The sequence below is a fragment of the Roseovarius roseus genome (genome assembly GCF_043355935.2).
Lineage (GTDB): Bacteria > Pseudomonadota > Alphaproteobacteria > Rhodobacterales > Rhodobacteraceae > Roseovarius > Roseovarius roseus.
This window is the reverse complement of sequence record NZ_JBHFPE020000004.1, coordinates 215,827-230,143: the sequence shown is the minus strand read 5'-3', so window position 1 is coordinate 230,143 and position 14,317 is coordinate 215,827. Positions and strand designations below refer to the sequence as shown.

Sequence of the window (14,317 nt, the reverse complement as noted above, 5' to 3'; positions counted from 1 at the left end):
ACCACATGAAGGCCTATACCTATGCCGGCTACTTCTGCCCGCGTCTGGATCTGATCGCCATGTCCGAGGGGGGGGGCCGTCCGCGCGATCCCGCCGCTCTGGCCGCTCTCCTCTTCGGTCGCGGTCAACCCCTATATTGGCCAGTCGAGCATGCCTTTGGATGACGTGTCTGCCTTGCTGACCCGCGTCGCCGGGGCCCGCGCCACGATGGTGCCCGAGGCGTCTGCGGCCAAAATCGCGGATGGCACTGTCATCGACGCAGACATTGCCGCCGCGCTGAAAACCTCCCCGAAGGGCGCGCCCGGCGATATCGCCGCGCTCAAACGGGCAGCGCTCGCGCCGGACATCCCGCCGCGCGCCCTGCCCACCGTTGCCAAGCTGGCCGCCGACGCCTCGGGCATCGACTGGCCCGCCCAGCTTTGCCGGCGATGGAGGCGGCGCAGACTTGTTTTCACCAACTGTTGCAGGGCCTTGGCGGCTGGGCACATTTGGCGCGCCAGCGCCTCTGGCAGGCCGAACTTTCGAGCGGGGTGGATCCCATCACCACCGACATGCTCACCATCCGCATCCTGTGGGCGCAGGCGTTGCTGACCCGTTATGCGCCCAAGATCGCCGATGAATGGGCTCAGATCGCCCTTGCCGTGCTGCAGGAGGCCGCCAAGCGCGCGGCGCAACGCGCACTGGCCCCGCAGTTGTCAGGCGCGGCGGTAAAACTGCAGCATGCGCGCCCCAGCCTGCAGACAGCCTTTTGCATCGACGTGCGCTCCGAAGTGTTTCGCCGCGCGCTGGAGGGGTTGGCCCGTCAATCCAGACGCTCGGCTTTGCCGGATTTTTCGGCCTGACCACTTTGCACCGCGCCTTTGCGCCGGACGTGGACGACCCGCGGCGGCCGGTTCTCCTGACCCAAAGCCCGACCAGCAGCGCCACCGGCCCCGACGAGGTCAGCGCCGCCCTCTCGGCGCGCCTTGCCGCGCGCGCGGCGAGTGCCTGGGGCCGGTTCAACCTGACCGCCGAATCCTTGTTTGCCTTTGTCGAGGCGACCGGGCCGGTCTATGCGGGCAAGCTTTTACGCGATGCGCTAGGAAATTTGCATGCGCATGGGCCGGATGCCCAAACGCTGCGCCTGAGCCGCGAGCTGGCCCTGAAAGAGCGGGTTGATACCGCTGAAATCCTGCACGCCGACGAGGCCTTTGGCGTGCTAGAGTTGATCCTGACTGCGCCTGTGGTCGTCGCAAGCTGGATCAGCCTGCAATGTTACGGCTCGGTCACCCCGCCGCATCTCTTCGGCGCGGGCAGCAAGCTGCTCCATAACGTCACCGGTGGCGTTGGTGTGGTTGAGGGCAATGGCGGCGCGCTGCGCGCCGGATTGCCGTGGCAATCGGTGCACGACCGGCGCACTTTGGCGCATGATCCGTTGCGCCTGACCGTCTGCATCGAGGCCCCGCAGGAGGCGATCACCGACATCCTGCGGCGGCACGACGGGGCCCCCGCGCTCTTTGACAATCGCTGACTGCACCTTATAGCGATAGATGAGGAGAGGCGCCCAAGCGCCCGTTATACCAAGGGTTTGTCGCGACAATCCGCCTGACGCTCAGATCGCTGTCCGGTCCCCGCCCTTGAGCCCAAGCATTGCGCGCGCCTCATCAGGTGCGGCGACGGTGCGGCCAAGGTCTTCGACAATGCGGCGGATCTTGGAAACCTGCTCGGCATTGTTTTTCGCCAGCGTGCCGCGCGAGATCATCAGCGAATCCTCAAGCCCGACGCGCACATGGCCGCCGAGAATCGCTGACATGGTGATCAGCGGCATCTGGTGGCGGCCCGCCGCCAGCACGGAAAAGGTGTAATCGTCGCCAAAAAGCTTGTCGGCGATCGCCTTCATATGCGTCAGGTTCTCGGGGTCCGGCCCGATCCCGCCCAGCACGCCAAAGACGAACTGGATGAAGAGCGGCCCCTTGACCAGCCCGCGATCCACGAAATGCTTCAGCATATAAAGATGCCCCACCTCGTAGCACTCGAACTCGAACCGCGCGCCGCGCTTTTCGCCCATCTCGGTCAGGATGTGGGCCATGTCGCGCGGCGTGTTCTTGAAGATCAGATCGTCAGAATTCTCGAGAAAGGGCTTCTCCCAATCGTATTTCCACTCGGTGATCTTCTCGGCCGCCGGGTAGAGCGCGAAATTCATCGAGCCCATATTGAGGCTGCACATCTCCGGCTCGGCCACCAGCGGGGCGGCAAGCCGCTGATCCAGCGTCATGGTCGCGCTGCCCCCTGTCGTCAGGTTCAGCACGGCATCGCAGCTTTGCTTGATGCGCGGCAGGAAGGCATTGAAATGCGCGGGCGCGGCCGAGGGGCGGCCATCCTCGGGATCGCGCGCATGCAGGTGCAGGATCGCCGCCCCCGCCTCGGCGGCGCCGATGGAATGCTCGGTGATCTCGTCCGCCGTGATCGGCAGGTAGGGCGACATCGAGGGCGTGTGGATCGAGCCGGTGATCGCGCAGGTGATGATGATCCTGGACATCTATTCCGCCGCTTCCTTGGGCATTTCGGCCATGAACTGCGCCAGTGAGCGGTCGAGCATATCCGTCATCTCGTCCAGTTGATCCTCGGTCACGATCATCGGTGGGCAGACAAGGAAATGATCCCCCGACGTCCCGCCCCGCGTGCGGCGCGAATAGATGATGAGCCCGTTGTCGTAGGCGATATCGACGAGGCGGCTATGCGCATTGAGGCCCTTCGGCAGCGGCTCTTTGGTGGCGCGATCCGCCATCAGCTCGAACGCCGTCAGAAGGCCCTTGCCGCGCACGTCGCCGATCAGGGGATAGCGCTGCATCAGGCCGCGCAGACGCTCGGCCAGCTTGTCGCCCATCGCGGCGGAATTGGCGACGAGGCCCTCCTTCTCGATCACGTCCAGAACGGCCGAGCCTGCCGCGCAGGAGAGCGGATTCCCTGCATAGGTGAAGCCGTGGATGAAGCCGCCCGCCTCCATCACCGCCTCGACCATATCCTCGCGCGCGATCATCGCACCCAAGGGCGCATAGCCCGCGCCGAAGCCTTTCGAGAGGCAGATGAGATCGGGCGCGGTGCCCCAATGCTCGGCGCCAAAGAAGGCGCCGGTGCGCCCGCCCCCGGTCATCACCTCGTCATGGATCAGCAGCACGCCATACTGGTCGCAGATCTCGCGGATGCGCTGCATATAGCCCGCGGGTGGGACCAGCGCGCCGGTCGACGCGCCGCCGACGGGCTCCACAATGAAGGCCATGACGGTCTCGGGGCCCTCGTCGAGGATCTTCTGTTCCAGCATATTCGCGTAGTGCAGGCCGGTCGCGGGATCTTCGGGGTCGAGTCCGTCCAGATAAGCGCGCGGCGCCGGGATCTTGGGCATGCGGGCCATCATCGGATCGAAGGGCGATGTCATGGTCGACATGCCGGTGATGCTCAGCGCCCCCAGCGTGCAGCCATGATAGCTGGGATAGCGCGAGATGACCTTGTAGCGCTGCGCCTCTCCTCGGGTCAGCACATATTGCCGCGCCATTTTCAGGCAGCTTTCCACCGCCTCGGAGCCGCCCGAGACAAAGAACACCTTGTCGAGACCTGCGGGCGTCAGCCGGGTGATCTTCTCTGCCAGCTCCTCGGAGGCCTCGGTCTGGAAATGCAGGCGATAGCCGAAGGTGGATTTCTCCATCTGGGCGCGCATCGCGTCCAGCACTGCGGGGTTGGAATGGCCGATATTCGACACCATCGCACCTGACGAGCCGTCGATATAACGCTTGCCGTCCTCGGCATACATGTAGATGCCCTCGGCGCGGTCCAGCACCGGGCGGGGCGATTTTGTCTGGTAGAAAAGATGTGACATTTGAGGGCCCTAGCGGCTGAGATGCTTGCGCAGGAAATTCTTGGTGCGCTCTTCGCGGGGGTTCTTGAAGATCACATCGGGCGGGCCTTCCTCGACCACCACGCCCTGATCCATGAAAAGGACGCGGTCGCAGACGCTGGCCGCGAAATCCATCTCGTGGGTGACGATGATCATCGTCATGTGCTCTTCGGCGAGCGTCTTCATCACCTGGTTGACCTCCTCGACCAACTCGGGATCGAGCGCCGATGTCGCCTCGTCGAAGAGCATGACCTTGGGTTTCATCGCCAGTGCGCGGGCGATGGCGACGCGCTGCTTCTGCCCACCCGAAAGGCGGGAGGGAAAGACGTCGATCTTCTCCGACAGGCCCACATGCGCCAGCTGTTCCTCGGCCAGCTTGTTGGCCTCTTCGGTGCTGAGGCCCTTCAGCATCTTGGGCGCCAGCGTGATATTGTCGCGCACGTTCAGATGCGGGAAGAGGTTGAAGTGCTGGAACACCATTCCGATGTCCTGGCGCACCTGGTTCACGTGCTTTTCATACTGGCGATGGGGCAGCTTCTTGTTGATCTGCACGCCCTCCAGCCAGACCTCGCCTGAGCTGAGCGGATCCAGCTCGTTGATGGCGCGCAGGAGGGTCGATTTGCCCGAACCCGAGGGGCCGATGATGGCCACGATCTGGCCGCGCTCGACCGTCAGGTTGATATCCTTGAGGACCTCCAGCGCGCCAAAGCTTTTGGCGGCGTGGCGGATCTGGATGAAGGGGGTATCTGTCATGGGGGGCTCCTTAGCGCGAGGCCGCGATGCGGCGCTCGAGGCGGCGCAATCCGGCCTCAAGGCACAGGTTGACGACGTAATAGCAGGCGGCGGCGGCGATATAGAATTCGAAGGGGCGATAGGTACGGCTGATCGCCTGCTGCGCGGCCAGCGTCAGTTCGGCCACGCCGATCACCGACACCAGAGCGCTGTCCTTGAGAAGCGCGATCATGTTGTTACCCATGGGCGGGATCACCGCGCGGACCGCCTGCGGGATCACGATCCGGCGCAGCGTCTGCCCGCGCGACAGGCCCAGCGTGCGCGCACCCTCGTACTGCCCCTTGTCCACGGCCAGGATCGACGCCTGGATCAGCTCGGAATTATAGACCGCGAAATGAAGACCCAGGCCGATCACACCGGCAACGAAGGCCGGCAGGTCGATACCGATCTCGATCAGGCCGAAATAGATGAGGAAGAGCTGCAAGAGGAGCGGCGTGCCCATGAAAAGCCAGGCAAAGAGACGGAATGGCAGCCGAATGATCCAGTGGCCATAAAGCGCGATCACGGCGAATATGATGCCGCCAAAAAAGCTGAGCAGTCCCGCGCCGATGGTGATGGCGACGGTCCAGGCCATGCCCAACAAAAGCACGTCGAAATATTCGGGGACGACTGTGAAATCAAGACCCATGGCGGCCTCCTGTCAATGCGGCGCGGCTCATACGATCTGTGCCCGGCGGTCGAGCCATTTGATGCCATGGCCCACCACATAGATGATTGCCATGTAGAGAATGCCCGCCAGCAGGAACATCTCGAACGGCTTGTAGGTGGAGCCGATGAAGCGCTGCGCGGTGTAGGTCAGCTCGATCACCGAAATCGGCGCGACGAGGGCCGTGCCCTTGATCAGTGCGTTGATATTGACGCCAAGGGGCCGGATCATCATGCGCGCGGCCTGCGGCAAGACCACCTTGCGCATGGTCTGCGCCCGGCTCATGCCCAACGTGCGCGACGCCTCGGTCTGGCCGCGGTCGACGGATATGATGGCGCCGCGGATCGTCTCGGTCATGTAGGCGCCGATATTGACGCCCAGCGCGATGGTGCCCGCCGCGAAGCTATCGAGGTTGATGCCGATCTGCGGGCCGCCGAAATAGAGGATGAAGATCTGGATCAGCGCCGGTGTGCCACGAAAGAGGCTGACATAGGTAGCTGCGATCCACCGGATCGGCGCCAGCCGTGACAGCCGCGCCGCCGCTCCGACGGCTCCGCATGCAAGGCCCAGCAAGCAGGTCAGCACCGAGAGCTGCACCGTGACCCAGGCAGCCTCGAGGAAAAAGGGGTAAACGCGCAGGATCAGGTCGATGTCCAAGGGCGGTCTCCAGGTGTCAGGGGCGTGCGCCCTCAGTGATGGTCCGTGCGCTCCAGAATGGGCAGCGCGCGGATTTCGCGGATGAGTGCGGTCGTCTCTTCGATGGCCGCCTCCAGGAATTTCTTGCCGTTATCGGGCGTGGCGACGGTGGGATCGCCCATCGTGCCATCGGGCGACACTTCGGACCACCAGCGCATCAGCATCGCGCCGCCGCCCTTGCCCGCCAGGTCGAGATTGAAGAATTTCGACTTCGGATCGTGCAGGTTCTGCGTAGCGGCCTTTGACAGGTCCACGCGCTCGGGGTGCAGGTGCGTATACATGGCTGCCTCGAATTCACCCGCATGGGCGATCCCGCCCAGATCCGACGCGCGGATCTCGTTGATGCGATCCGACATGAGGTTCCAGTAGGAGGCAGAAACGCAGATGATCCCCGTCTCGATCACCGTCTTGCGCGCAGCAAGGTCCAGTACCGGATGGTTCGAACCATGAGAGTTCAGCAGCAGGATCCGGCGAAAGCCATGATGCGCCAGGGACTTGGTGACGTCCGTCACGAATGCGATCAGCGTTTCGGGCTGGATCCAGATGACGCCGGGAAAATCCTTGTGATGCTCGTTGAAGCCATATGGGATGGGCGGCATGACGAACACCTCGCCCGGTGCGGCCGTCGCCACGCCCTCGGCCACGGCCATGCCCAGAACGGTATCCGTATCCAGCGGCATGTGCGGGCCGTGGTCCTCTGTCGCCGAGACCGAGAGGATCACGACGCGATCCTTGTCGGCATCGCGCACGTCCTCCCATGTCAGATGTCCGTAAGTGGTGGTCATGGTCGTCTCGCGCCTCAACGATAGTTCAGGCCCGCCAAAGCGTCCGGCGGGCCTGAAAGTCAGTGCCTATCAGCGGATGTCGCCACCAACCCACTCGTTCGCGATTTCCATGTAGGTGCCGTCCTCCATCATCGCGTCCAGCGCCTCCTGCATGGCCGCGGCCAGTTCGGGGTTGTTCTCGCGGATGGCGATACCGGCGCCGACCTTTTCGGCCGACGGATCCTCGATCACGGCAAGGTCATACTGACCGCTCTTCATGGCAAGCATGACCGGGATCGAATCGTTCACGATGGCATCGACGCGGCCATTCGTCAGCTCCAGCAGCAGTTCCGGCAGGCCCTTGTAGGTCTTGACGTTATAGCCCTGCTCGCGCGCCCATTCCTCGTGCGTCTCGCCCAGGGTGACGCCGACGACCGCATCATCCAGACCCTCGACCGTGGTCAGGTCCGAGCCGGCATTGGTAAAGATCGCGCGGCTGGTGGTATAGTAGGGGCCGACGAAGTCGATGACCTTGTCGCGCTCTTCGGTGATCGACATCGAGCCGACGACAGCGTCATATTTATTGGCGATCAGGCCGCCGATGATGCCGTCCCAGGCGGTGGTGACGATCTCGGTCTCGAGGCCCATGCGCTTGGCGATCTCGGTGCCGATGGCCGGATCGAAGCCGACGACCTCGTTGGATTCGTTGACGAAGTTGAAGGGCGGGTACTGGCCCGTCATGGCAATCTTCAGAACGCCGCGCTCCTTGATGCCTTCCAGCTCGTCCGCGGCGACGGGGCCTGCGATCAGGGCCGCGGCGGCGAGGGCGGTGGTCGCCAGAAAGGTGCGGCGGATCATGGATGTAGGTGTGGTCATATGTTGGTCTCTCCCCTTGGGTTTTCTTTTTTGGCAGGCACAGATCACCCGGCCAAGCGCCGCGCATCGCGCCGCGCCCGCCCCGGCGGTCTGGTCTGACAAGATGTTTGCACAGGGGCCAAACATCGTGCAAATAAATAAAAGAAATGCGTTGGATTGATGAAACCTATGACGCCGCTTTATGAGCATCGCTTTGCGTGGAATCTGGATTGGAACCTGCTGCGCACGTTCATGGTGCTGGTGGATGAGGGCGGCATCACGCCCGCGGCCACGTTTCTCGGCCTCAAACAGCCCACGATTTCCTCGGCGCTCAAGCGGCTGGAGGATCAGGTAGGGCGCCGGTTGATCAACCGCTCATCGACGCACTTCAGTGTGACCCCGGCGGGCGAGACGCTTTATCGCGAGGCCTGCACGATGTTCGGCGCCGTCACGCAGCTGCCCACCCTTCTGGGCGCGGCCGAGGATAAGGTGACCGGCCATGTCTCGATCGCGCTGGCCAGCCACGTCATCAGCCCGCATCTGGATGCCGTGCTGGAGCGGTTCAACGCCGCGCATCCCGATGTCACCTACACGCTGTCGATCGCCGAAAGCGAGGAAGTCATCGCGCGCGTGCTGCACAATCGCGTGGCGTTCGGCCTCTGCCTCGTGTCGCATCCGGCGCATGGGCTGGACTACCGCGTGCTTTACCGCGAATATTTCGGCCATTACTGCGGGCCAGGCCATCATCTCTTTGGCAAGACCGGCCTCAAGCTGCGCGATCTGCGCGGCGAGCAGGCGGTGTCATTCCAGACCGATTCCGCCGCTGGTCCCCTTTACGAGCTCGCGCGCCTGCGCCAGCAGGCCGGGATGCGGCCCGATCTCAAGGGCGTGTCGTCCAGCCTTTCCGAGGTGCGGCGCATGATCATGACGAATGTCGGCATCGGCGCCCTGCCCGTCCACGTTGCCGCGCGCGACGTGGCGGCGGGACGGCTCTGGCAACTGCCGCCCGAGACGAATCTGCCCGCCATCGACATTCACATGGTCAGCAATCCGGGGCGCACCCTCAACCGCGCCGAGGACGTGTTGACCGGTATGCTGATCCGCGAGATTGCGGATGTGCCCCTGAGCGAACGGTCATACATCTAGACGCGGGCGCCGCTGCGCGCCGGGTCAGCCGTTGACATGGGCCGCACCGGGTCTACTACTCCTGCGCGGGCCGCATAATGCAGGCCATGATCCAGGGGACCCCTTATGAGCACGAAAACCCTGCTTCTGACAGGCGCAAGCCGCGGTATTGGTCACGCGACCGTCAAGTCGTTCCAGGCCGCCGGGTGGCGGGTGATGACCGTCTCGCGTACCGCCTTCGACAATCGCTGCCCCTGGCATGCGGGCGCCACCGATCATTTCCAGGGCGATCTGTCCGACGCCGAGGCGCGCGCCGACCTGGTCGCCCGCGTCCGCGAAACGCTGGGTCCCGAAGGCCTTGGCGCCATCGTCAACAATGCCGGCATCTCGCCCAAGGGTGAGGCTGGCGCGCGGCTGGGCATCGCGGGCACGGATGACGCAACGTGGCACCACGTTATGAACGTCAACCTGATCGGCCCAGCCGCCCTGATGCGCGATCTTCTGCCCGAGCTTGAGGTGGCGCAAGGCTGCGTCGTCAATGTCGGCTCCATCGTGGGCAGCCGCGTGCACCCCTTCGCCGGGGCGGCCTATGCCTGCTCCAAGGCGGCCCTCGCCGCGCTGACGCGCGAGGCGGCGGCCGAGTTCGGGCCGCGCGGCATCCGCACCAATATGGTCACCCCCGGCGAGATCGAGACCGAGATCCTGTCGCCCGGCACCGAAGAAATCACCCGCACCATCCCGCTGCGCCGCCTTGGCCAGTCCGAAGAGGTGGCGCGCGTCGTGCTCTTCCTCTGCTCGGGGCAGTCCTCATACGTCAACGGCGCGTCCATCGACGTGAATGGCGGCCAGCACGTCTAGCGTTTCAGGGCGGCCAGCATGTCGTCCAGATCCTTGCACGGATGCGCCCCGGTGGCGCGGATCTGGACAGTGACATCCACCGGCAGGCTGGAATTGCTGTCCTGCGGAATCTCGTTCAGCTTGCCGCCCATCAGAACGGGGATATCCACGCCCCGCGCTTTCAATCCGGCGATAAGTCGGCGCGCATAATCCAGCCCGATGCCGTTATAGGTGCTGACCGCGATGGCATCGGCGCCCGCATCAATCGCGCGCGACACCATCACCTCCGCATCGATGGCAACACCTGCCTCGATCACCTCGGCCCCGAGGCCGATCAGCGCTCGGCGCACAAGGTAGGCGCCATGTTCGTGCACATCAGTCGTGCCCAGCACCACGCGCCGGCGCGCCAAGGCCGCGCCCTGCTGCCGCTGCACCCATGCGGCGGCCATCTCGTCCAGTTCCTCGGCCCAGTCGGCGGCGACCAAGGGCGCGCGCGCGGCCCCCTCCATTGGGCCCGCGCCGAACATCGCCTCCATCCGCCGCGCGCCCAGCCGCCGGATCGCCAGCATCAGCGAGCCTGGATCGGCGGTATCGACGCCCCGCTCGGCCAGCCCCCTCAGCGCATTCTCGGCAAAGACGCGCCCGCCCGCGATCAGGCGCCCGGCCATCGCGTCGATGAGCGCGCTATCGTGCAGCCTGGCATGGCCCGGCGCATGATCCGCCAGCCGCGCCGCGAAAAGCTGCGCATCAAGGATCTCGTCCACGTCGGGAATGCGCAGGTTTTCCGTAACCGGTACGGGATTGACCGCATGGCCCGAGTGATGTTCATGCAACGCACAAAGATCGGCCAGCAAATAGCTGGAAAGACTTGCGTAGTTTTGTGCAGCGCCACCCTGATAAGCCACCGTATTGCCGAAAATCATCGTGCCAGGCGTGTCCGTTTCCCGCGCCAGCGCAGCCTGAAACGCCGCCCGCGTCAGCGGCGCCGAAAAGTGATGTCCGAAACAGAAGGACAGCGGCGCGCCAATCAGATCCTCGACGATATGTTTCTCGATCAGCGCCATGCCAAAGGCCGATGTCATGTCGAGGAAAAGCCCCGCGAACCCGTCATCAAGGTTGGAATGCACGAGGATCTCAGCCTCCTGCGCCGCGATCAGGCCGAGCGCGCGGAGCGTCGCCTCCGTCGTTGCCACGTCATCGTCCCAGTAAGGCAGCCGAAAGGTGAAATATTGCCCCAGATTGCCAATGGCCGTCGCCCCCGCCGCGATCGCCGCGCAGGTATTGTCCAGCGCGCCGGGCAGGCCCAGCATGAAATCCCCGAAATGTGCCGCCGCCGGGCTGGCCTGCGTGATGCGGGCGAAATCCTCGGGGCCGGTCAGGACGATGCCGGTCCCGCGTGCCCGATCCGCGCGGCTGTTCTGCGGATAGCCCATCGTCCAGTCCAACGTGACGCCGAACCGGTCGATGCGCACACCCTGCGCCGCAGCGCGCCCATGCAACTCACCCATCGCCTCCACCGTGCGGTCGATGCTGCGAAAGCCGATATGGGCGTGCTGCATCATGCGCCCGTCCGTCATGGCGCGGCGCTTGTAGTCGGCCTCCGACGCCACCCCCTCGGCCTCCATGAAGGCCGAGCGACCGAGCTGCCAATACCGCGCCATCGCACGCCCTTCGGCCAGCAAGGCACGCCCCGGCGTCAAGGCCGGATCGGTCAAATCAGGCATTGGTACAGCTGTGCCCCCGAACTTTGGTGTCGTCATCCCACTTTCCTTTCACCGCCAGCGTAGGTGCCTGAGCCAACGCGGGGCGCTGCGGACTTGTCATCCGGTGCCTCTGTGACAGTATGCGCGGACCTTAAATGGAAACGGGGCCGCATCACATGAAACTGGGCGTTATCGGAGTTGGTCATCTGGCGGTCTCCATGCTGGACGGGCTGCTGCGGGCGGGCCATGCACCCGCAGGCATCATGCTCTCGCCGCGGGGGCGCGGCCCTGATCTGGCGCAAAAGCAGGGCTTTGCATTGGCCGAGGGCAACGCGCAGATCGTGGCCGAGTGCGATCTGGTTCTGCTGGCCGTCCGCCCGGATGATGCGCGAGAAGCCATAAGCGGACTGTACTGGCGCGCGGGGCAGACCCTGCTCAGCGCCTGCGCGGGCGTGACGCTGGGCGCGCTGGACGCGGGGCCTGCCGATGTCATGCGCATCATGCCCATCACCGCCTCCAGGCTGGGGGCCAGCCCCACCCTCGCCTATCCCGACCTGCCCGCCGCGCGCCCGCTGCTGGACGCGATCGGCAGCATCATTGCGCTGCGCAGCGAGGACGAGTTTGAGGCGGCCACCGTCTCGGCGGCGATGTATGGCTGGGCGCAGGCGCTGATCCGCACCGGCGCCGACTGGACGGCGGCACAGGGCATGGACCCGGTCAATGCGCGCCAACTGGTCGCGCGCACCTTCACCGCCGCGGGCCGCATGATCGCCGAAGAAGACGCGCCAATGGACCAGATCCTCGCCAGCCTCTGCACCCCCGGCGGAATCACACGGCAGGGCCTCGACCATCTGGAGGAAAAGGGCGTGCCGGAGGCGTGGGAGGGCGCATGCGACGCCATCCTCGCCCGCCTGCGCGGCTAAGCCCTCAGGCCGGTGCAGTCGCGCCATGCCCGATCTCGAAATTATTGCCCGCCCGGTCCTGCCCGCTGACCAGATGCAGGGGCCGCGTGCCGTAGCCCTGGCTGGGATGCTTCTTGCCGATCTCGGCGCCCCATGCGTGATCGTAGAACGACGTCGCGGGCATCAGCCGCACGATGAAGGCCGCGCGGCGATGATCGGTATGGTTCGCCTTGGAGCCGTGAATCATGTAGACATCGTGAAAGCTGACCTGCCCGGCCTTCAGGATCAGCGGCTCGGCCTCGGCCTCATCGAAATGCTCGGAATCGCAGACGAGGTTGATGGTCTTGTTGTCCCCCTCCTGCCAGGAGTGGCTGTAGAGCTCATGCGCCTTGTGCGAGCCGGGGATGAAGGTCATCGGGCCGTTCTCGGGCGTGACATCATCCAGCGGGATCCACATGGTCAGCGTCTCAAGCGGTTTGATCGGGTAGTAGCCGCCATCCTGATGCCAGGGCGTCTCCTTGCCGTTCTTGGGCGGCTTGCCGAAAAGGGTCGTGCCCCAGAGGATGATGTCATCGCCGATCAGCTGGCGCGCCGTCTCCATCAGCTTGGGATGCGTGGCGAATTCCAGCCATTTGCGACTGCCATTCACCCCCATCGAGCCACCCTCCTCCTGATGCGGCGCAAGGATGATGTCGGACGCGATATCGGGATTGCGCGCCAACAACGCCTCATACTCGGCGCGCATTTCGGCGATCAACTCTGGCGGAAATTCCCAATCGGGGATGACCCAGCCCCGCTCGTGATATTCCGCTACCTGCGCTTCACTCAAAGGTTTGTCCGGGGTGTCCGTCATCATCTCTCTCCGTCTCGCAGCATTGTGCCGGCAGGATTGTCGACAATCCTGTCGGCAGTGTTGACACACCCACGAAACCTGTCAAGCTTGCCGGTGGAAAATACATGAAAGGCGCTGCCACCCATGCCCCCTTTGCGCGAAAATGCCGTCGATCTGGCCTATGAGGCCTTGCGCGGACGGCTGATCGCCTTTCGCATGAAACCCGGCGCGCGCCTCAATGAAAGCGCGCTGGCCGCCGATCTGGGGCTCAGCCGCGCGCCCGTGCGCGAGGCGCTCAACCGGCTGATCTCGGACGGGCTGGTCCGGTTCGAGCCGGGGCGCGGGTTCTTTTGCCGCAAGCTCAGCGCGCGCGAAATCACCGAGCTTTACGCCGTACGCTTCGATCTCGAGGCGGGGGCGCTGAAATCCGCGCTGCGCCAAGCGACCGATGCGGCCCTTGCCGCCTTCGCTGCAGACTGGCAGGACGGCTGCGCCCCCGGCAGCACCGATGCCGAGGCGATGATCGCCGCGGATGAGGCGTTCCACCTCGCCCTTGCCCGGCTGGGTGAGAACTCTGCTCGGCTGGGATTTTTGCGAAACATCAACGACCGCATCCGCTTTGTCCGGCGGATCAATCTGGAGCATGAGGCGCGCCGCACCAGTGCGCACGAGGAACATCAGCGACTGGTCGTCGCCGTGGCCGCACGCGATGAGGACGCCGCGCGCAAGATGCTCGCCGGCCATCTGGAAAGGTCCGCTGCCGAGGTGCAGGCCCAGGTGCGCACCGCCCTCGCCCAGATCTACGAGGGCGATATCGCCTGATCGAAACCTTGCAAATCGGCCCCCTAGCCTCGCGGATAGGACGGCCGGCTAAGCACATAGGCCGCACCCACCCCCATGCAGAGCGCCTGCACCGCGATCAATCGCAGGTCCAGACCGCCCAGCAGCGATGCCACCAGAACGGCAGCCATCGCCCCGCAGGCCATCGCCTTGTAGCGCGGCGCGATCACGCCATGTGCCTCCCAATCCGAAATGATCGGGCCAAAGACCGAGCTGCGTGCCAGCCATGCCCGAAGGCGCGGCGCGCTGCGCGCGAAGGCAAATGCCGCCAGCAGCACGAAAGGCGTGGTGGGCAGCAGCGGAAGGATCACCCCGATAGCGCCCAGCGCCAGCGACACCGAACCGATACAGATCCAGATCGTGCGCATTACCGCGCCGACGGGTGGACGCGCATCGCCGGGCGGCGAGGGTTTCGGATCCGGTTTCACGATGCTCCTGCCCCTTCGATTGAGAC

General features: G+C 64.8%; 14 protein-coding genes and 1 pseudogene. 5 read left to right on the top strand and 10 right to left on the bottom strand.

Annotation, left to right across the window (positions count from 1 at the left end):
• Nucleotides 1-5 precede the first annotated feature (5 nt).
• A pseudogene (locus tag ACEWPL_RS09410) lies at nucleotides 6-1,588 on the top strand (putative inorganic carbon transporter subunit DabA).
• Nucleotides 1,589-1,591: 3 nt separating this feature from the next.
• On the opposite strand, the gene kce reads toward ACEWPL_RS09410, so the two are convergent.
• The 7 genes from kce to ACEWPL_RS09375 all read right to left on the bottom strand — a co-directional run bounded on the left by kce (nucleotide 1,592) and on the right by ACEWPL_RS09375 (nucleotide 7,645).
• A complete protein-coding gene (gene kce / locus ACEWPL_RS09405) occupies nucleotides 1,592-2,518 on the bottom strand; it encodes a 3,5-dioxohexanoate:acetyl-CoA acetone transferase (RefSeq protein ID WP_393931675.1) in 927 nt (308 codons plus the stop codon).
• Nucleotides 2,519-3,853, bottom strand: a complete 1,335-nt coding sequence (locus ACEWPL_RS09400; protein ID WP_393931673.1) for an aminotransferase family protein — start codon at nucleotides 3,851-3,853, stop codon at nucleotides 2,519-2,521.
• A gap of 9 nt (nucleotides 3,854-3,862) precedes the next feature.
• Nucleotides 3,863-4,624, bottom strand: coding sequence for an amino acid ABC transporter ATP-binding protein (locus ACEWPL_RS09395; protein WP_393931671.1), 762 nt, complete (start codon nucleotides 4,622-4,624; stop codon nucleotides 3,863-3,865).
• 10 nt (nucleotides 4,625-4,634) lie between these two features.
• A complete protein-coding gene (locus ACEWPL_RS09390) occupies nucleotides 4,635-5,291 on the bottom strand; it encodes an amino acid ABC transporter permease (RefSeq protein ID WP_393931669.1) in 657 nt (218 codons plus the stop codon).
• Between the two features lie 27 nt (nucleotides 5,292-5,318).
• Nucleotides 5,319-5,966, bottom strand: a complete 648-nt coding sequence (locus tag ACEWPL_RS09385) for an amino acid ABC transporter permease (RefSeq protein ID WP_393931667.1) — start codon at nucleotides 5,964-5,966, stop codon at nucleotides 5,319-5,321.
• Between the two features lie 32 nt (nucleotides 5,967-5,998).
• Nucleotides 5,999-6,790 carry a creatininase family protein gene (locus tag ACEWPL_RS09380; RefSeq protein WP_393931665.1) on the bottom strand — a complete coding sequence of 264 codons (792 nt, stop codon included), beginning with the start codon at nucleotides 6,788-6,790 and terminating at the stop codon, nucleotides 5,999-6,001.
• A gap of 69 nt (nucleotides 6,791-6,859) precedes the next feature.
• Complete coding sequence (locus tag ACEWPL_RS09375; RefSeq protein ID WP_393931663.1) at nucleotides 6,860-7,645, bottom strand: transporter substrate-binding domain-containing protein; 786 nt, start codon at nucleotides 7,643-7,645, stop codon at nucleotides 6,860-6,862.
• Between the two features lie 159 nt (nucleotides 7,646-7,804).
• On the opposite strand from ACEWPL_RS09375, the gene ACEWPL_RS09370 reads away from it, so the two are divergent.
• Nucleotides 7,805-8,770, top strand: a complete 966-nt coding sequence (locus ACEWPL_RS09370) for a LysR family transcriptional regulator (protein WP_393931661.1) — start codon at nucleotides 7,805-7,807, stop codon at nucleotides 8,768-8,770.
• A gap of 105 nt (nucleotides 8,771-8,875) precedes the next feature.
• A complete protein-coding gene (locus ACEWPL_RS09365) occupies nucleotides 8,876-9,607 on the top strand; it encodes an SDR family NAD(P)-dependent oxidoreductase (RefSeq protein ID WP_393931659.1) in 732 nt (243 codons plus the stop codon).
• Here ACEWPL_RS09365 and ACEWPL_RS09360 read toward each other — a convergent pair.
• Nucleotides 9,604-11,346 carry a cobalamin-dependent protein gene (locus ACEWPL_RS09360; protein ID WP_420744339.1) on the bottom strand — a complete coding sequence of 581 codons (1,743 nt, stop codon included), beginning with the start codon at nucleotides 11,344-11,346 and terminating at the stop codon, nucleotides 9,604-9,606. The genes ACEWPL_RS09365 and ACEWPL_RS09360 overlap by 4 nt on opposite strands.
• Before the next feature lie 119 nt (nucleotides 11,347-11,465).
• Here ACEWPL_RS09360 and ACEWPL_RS09355 point away from each other — a divergent pair, with 119 nt between their 5' ends.
• Nucleotides 11,466-12,212: a pyrroline-5-carboxylate reductase dimerization domain-containing protein gene (locus ACEWPL_RS09355; RefSeq protein ID WP_393931655.1), complete on the top strand. Its 747-nt coding sequence runs from the start codon at nucleotides 11,466-11,468 to the stop codon at nucleotides 12,210-12,212.
• A gap of 4 nt (nucleotides 12,213-12,216) precedes the next feature.
• Here ACEWPL_RS09355 and ACEWPL_RS09350 read toward each other — a convergent pair whose 3' ends face one another.
• Nucleotides 12,217-13,044 (bottom strand): phytanoyl-CoA dioxygenase family protein, encoded by an 828-nt coding sequence (locus tag ACEWPL_RS09350; RefSeq protein WP_420744338.1) that lies wholly within the window; start codon nucleotides 13,042-13,044, stop codon nucleotides 12,217-12,219.
• Between the two features lie 123 nt (nucleotides 13,045-13,167).
• Here ACEWPL_RS09350 and ACEWPL_RS09345 point away from each other — a divergent pair, with 123 nt between their 5' ends.
• A complete protein-coding gene (locus tag ACEWPL_RS09345; protein WP_393931651.1) occupies nucleotides 13,168-13,845 on the top strand; it encodes a GntR family transcriptional regulator in 678 nt (225 codons plus the stop codon).
• Nucleotides 13,846-13,868: 23 nt separating this feature from the next.
• Here ACEWPL_RS09345 and ACEWPL_RS09340 read toward each other — a convergent pair whose 3' ends face one another.
• A complete protein-coding gene (locus ACEWPL_RS09340; protein ID WP_393931649.1) occupies nucleotides 13,869-14,291 on the bottom strand; it encodes a YbaN family protein in 423 nt (140 codons plus the stop codon).
• Between the last annotated feature and the right edge of the window lie 26 nt (nucleotides 14,292-14,317).

Excerpts from the sequence above, each read along its gene's own strand:
- kce (WP_393931675.1), bottom strand. The coding sequence starts at position 2,518 with ATGTCCAGGATCATCATCACCTGCGCGATCACCGGCTCGATCCACACG.
- ACEWPL_RS09400 (WP_393931673.1), bottom strand. The coding sequence starts at position 3,853 with ATGTCACATCTTTTCTACCAGACAAAATCGCCCCGCCCGGTGCTGGAC.
- ACEWPL_RS09395 (WP_393931671.1), bottom strand. The coding sequence starts at position 4,624 with ATGACAGATACCCCCTTCATCCAGATCCGCCACGCCGCCAAAAGCTTT.
- ACEWPL_RS09390 (WP_393931669.1), bottom strand. The coding sequence starts at position 5,291 with ATGGGTCTTGATTTCACAGTCGTCCCCGAATATTTCGACGTGCTTTTG.
- ACEWPL_RS09380 (WP_393931665.1), bottom strand. The coding sequence starts at position 6,790 with ATGACCACCACTTACGGACATCTGACATGGGAGGACGTGCGCGATGCC.
- ACEWPL_RS09375 (WP_393931663.1), bottom strand. The coding sequence starts at position 7,645 with ATGACCACACCTACATCCATGATCCGCCGCACCTTTCTGGCGACCACC.
- ACEWPL_RS09370 (WP_393931661.1), top strand. The coding sequence starts at position 7,805 with ATGAAACCTATGACGCCGCTTTATGAGCATCGCTTTGCGTGGAATCTG.
- ACEWPL_RS09365 (WP_393931659.1), top strand. The coding sequence starts at position 8,876 with ATGAGCACGAAAACCCTGCTTCTGACAGGCGCAAGCCGCGGTATTGGT.
- ACEWPL_RS09360 (WP_420744339.1), bottom strand. The coding sequence starts at position 11,346 with ATGACGACACCAAAGTTCGGGGGCACAGCTGTACCAATGCCTGATTTG.
- ACEWPL_RS09355 (WP_393931655.1), top strand. The coding sequence starts at position 11,466 with ATGAAACTGGGCGTTATCGGAGTTGGTCATCTGGCGGTCTCCATGCTG.
- ACEWPL_RS09350 (WP_420744338.1), bottom strand. The coding sequence starts at position 13,044 with ATGACGGACACCCCGGACAAACCTTTGAGTGAAGCGCAGGTAGCGGAA.
- ACEWPL_RS09345 (WP_393931651.1), top strand. The coding sequence starts at position 13,168 with ATGCCCCCTTTGCGCGAAAATGCCGTCGATCTGGCCTATGAGGCCTTG.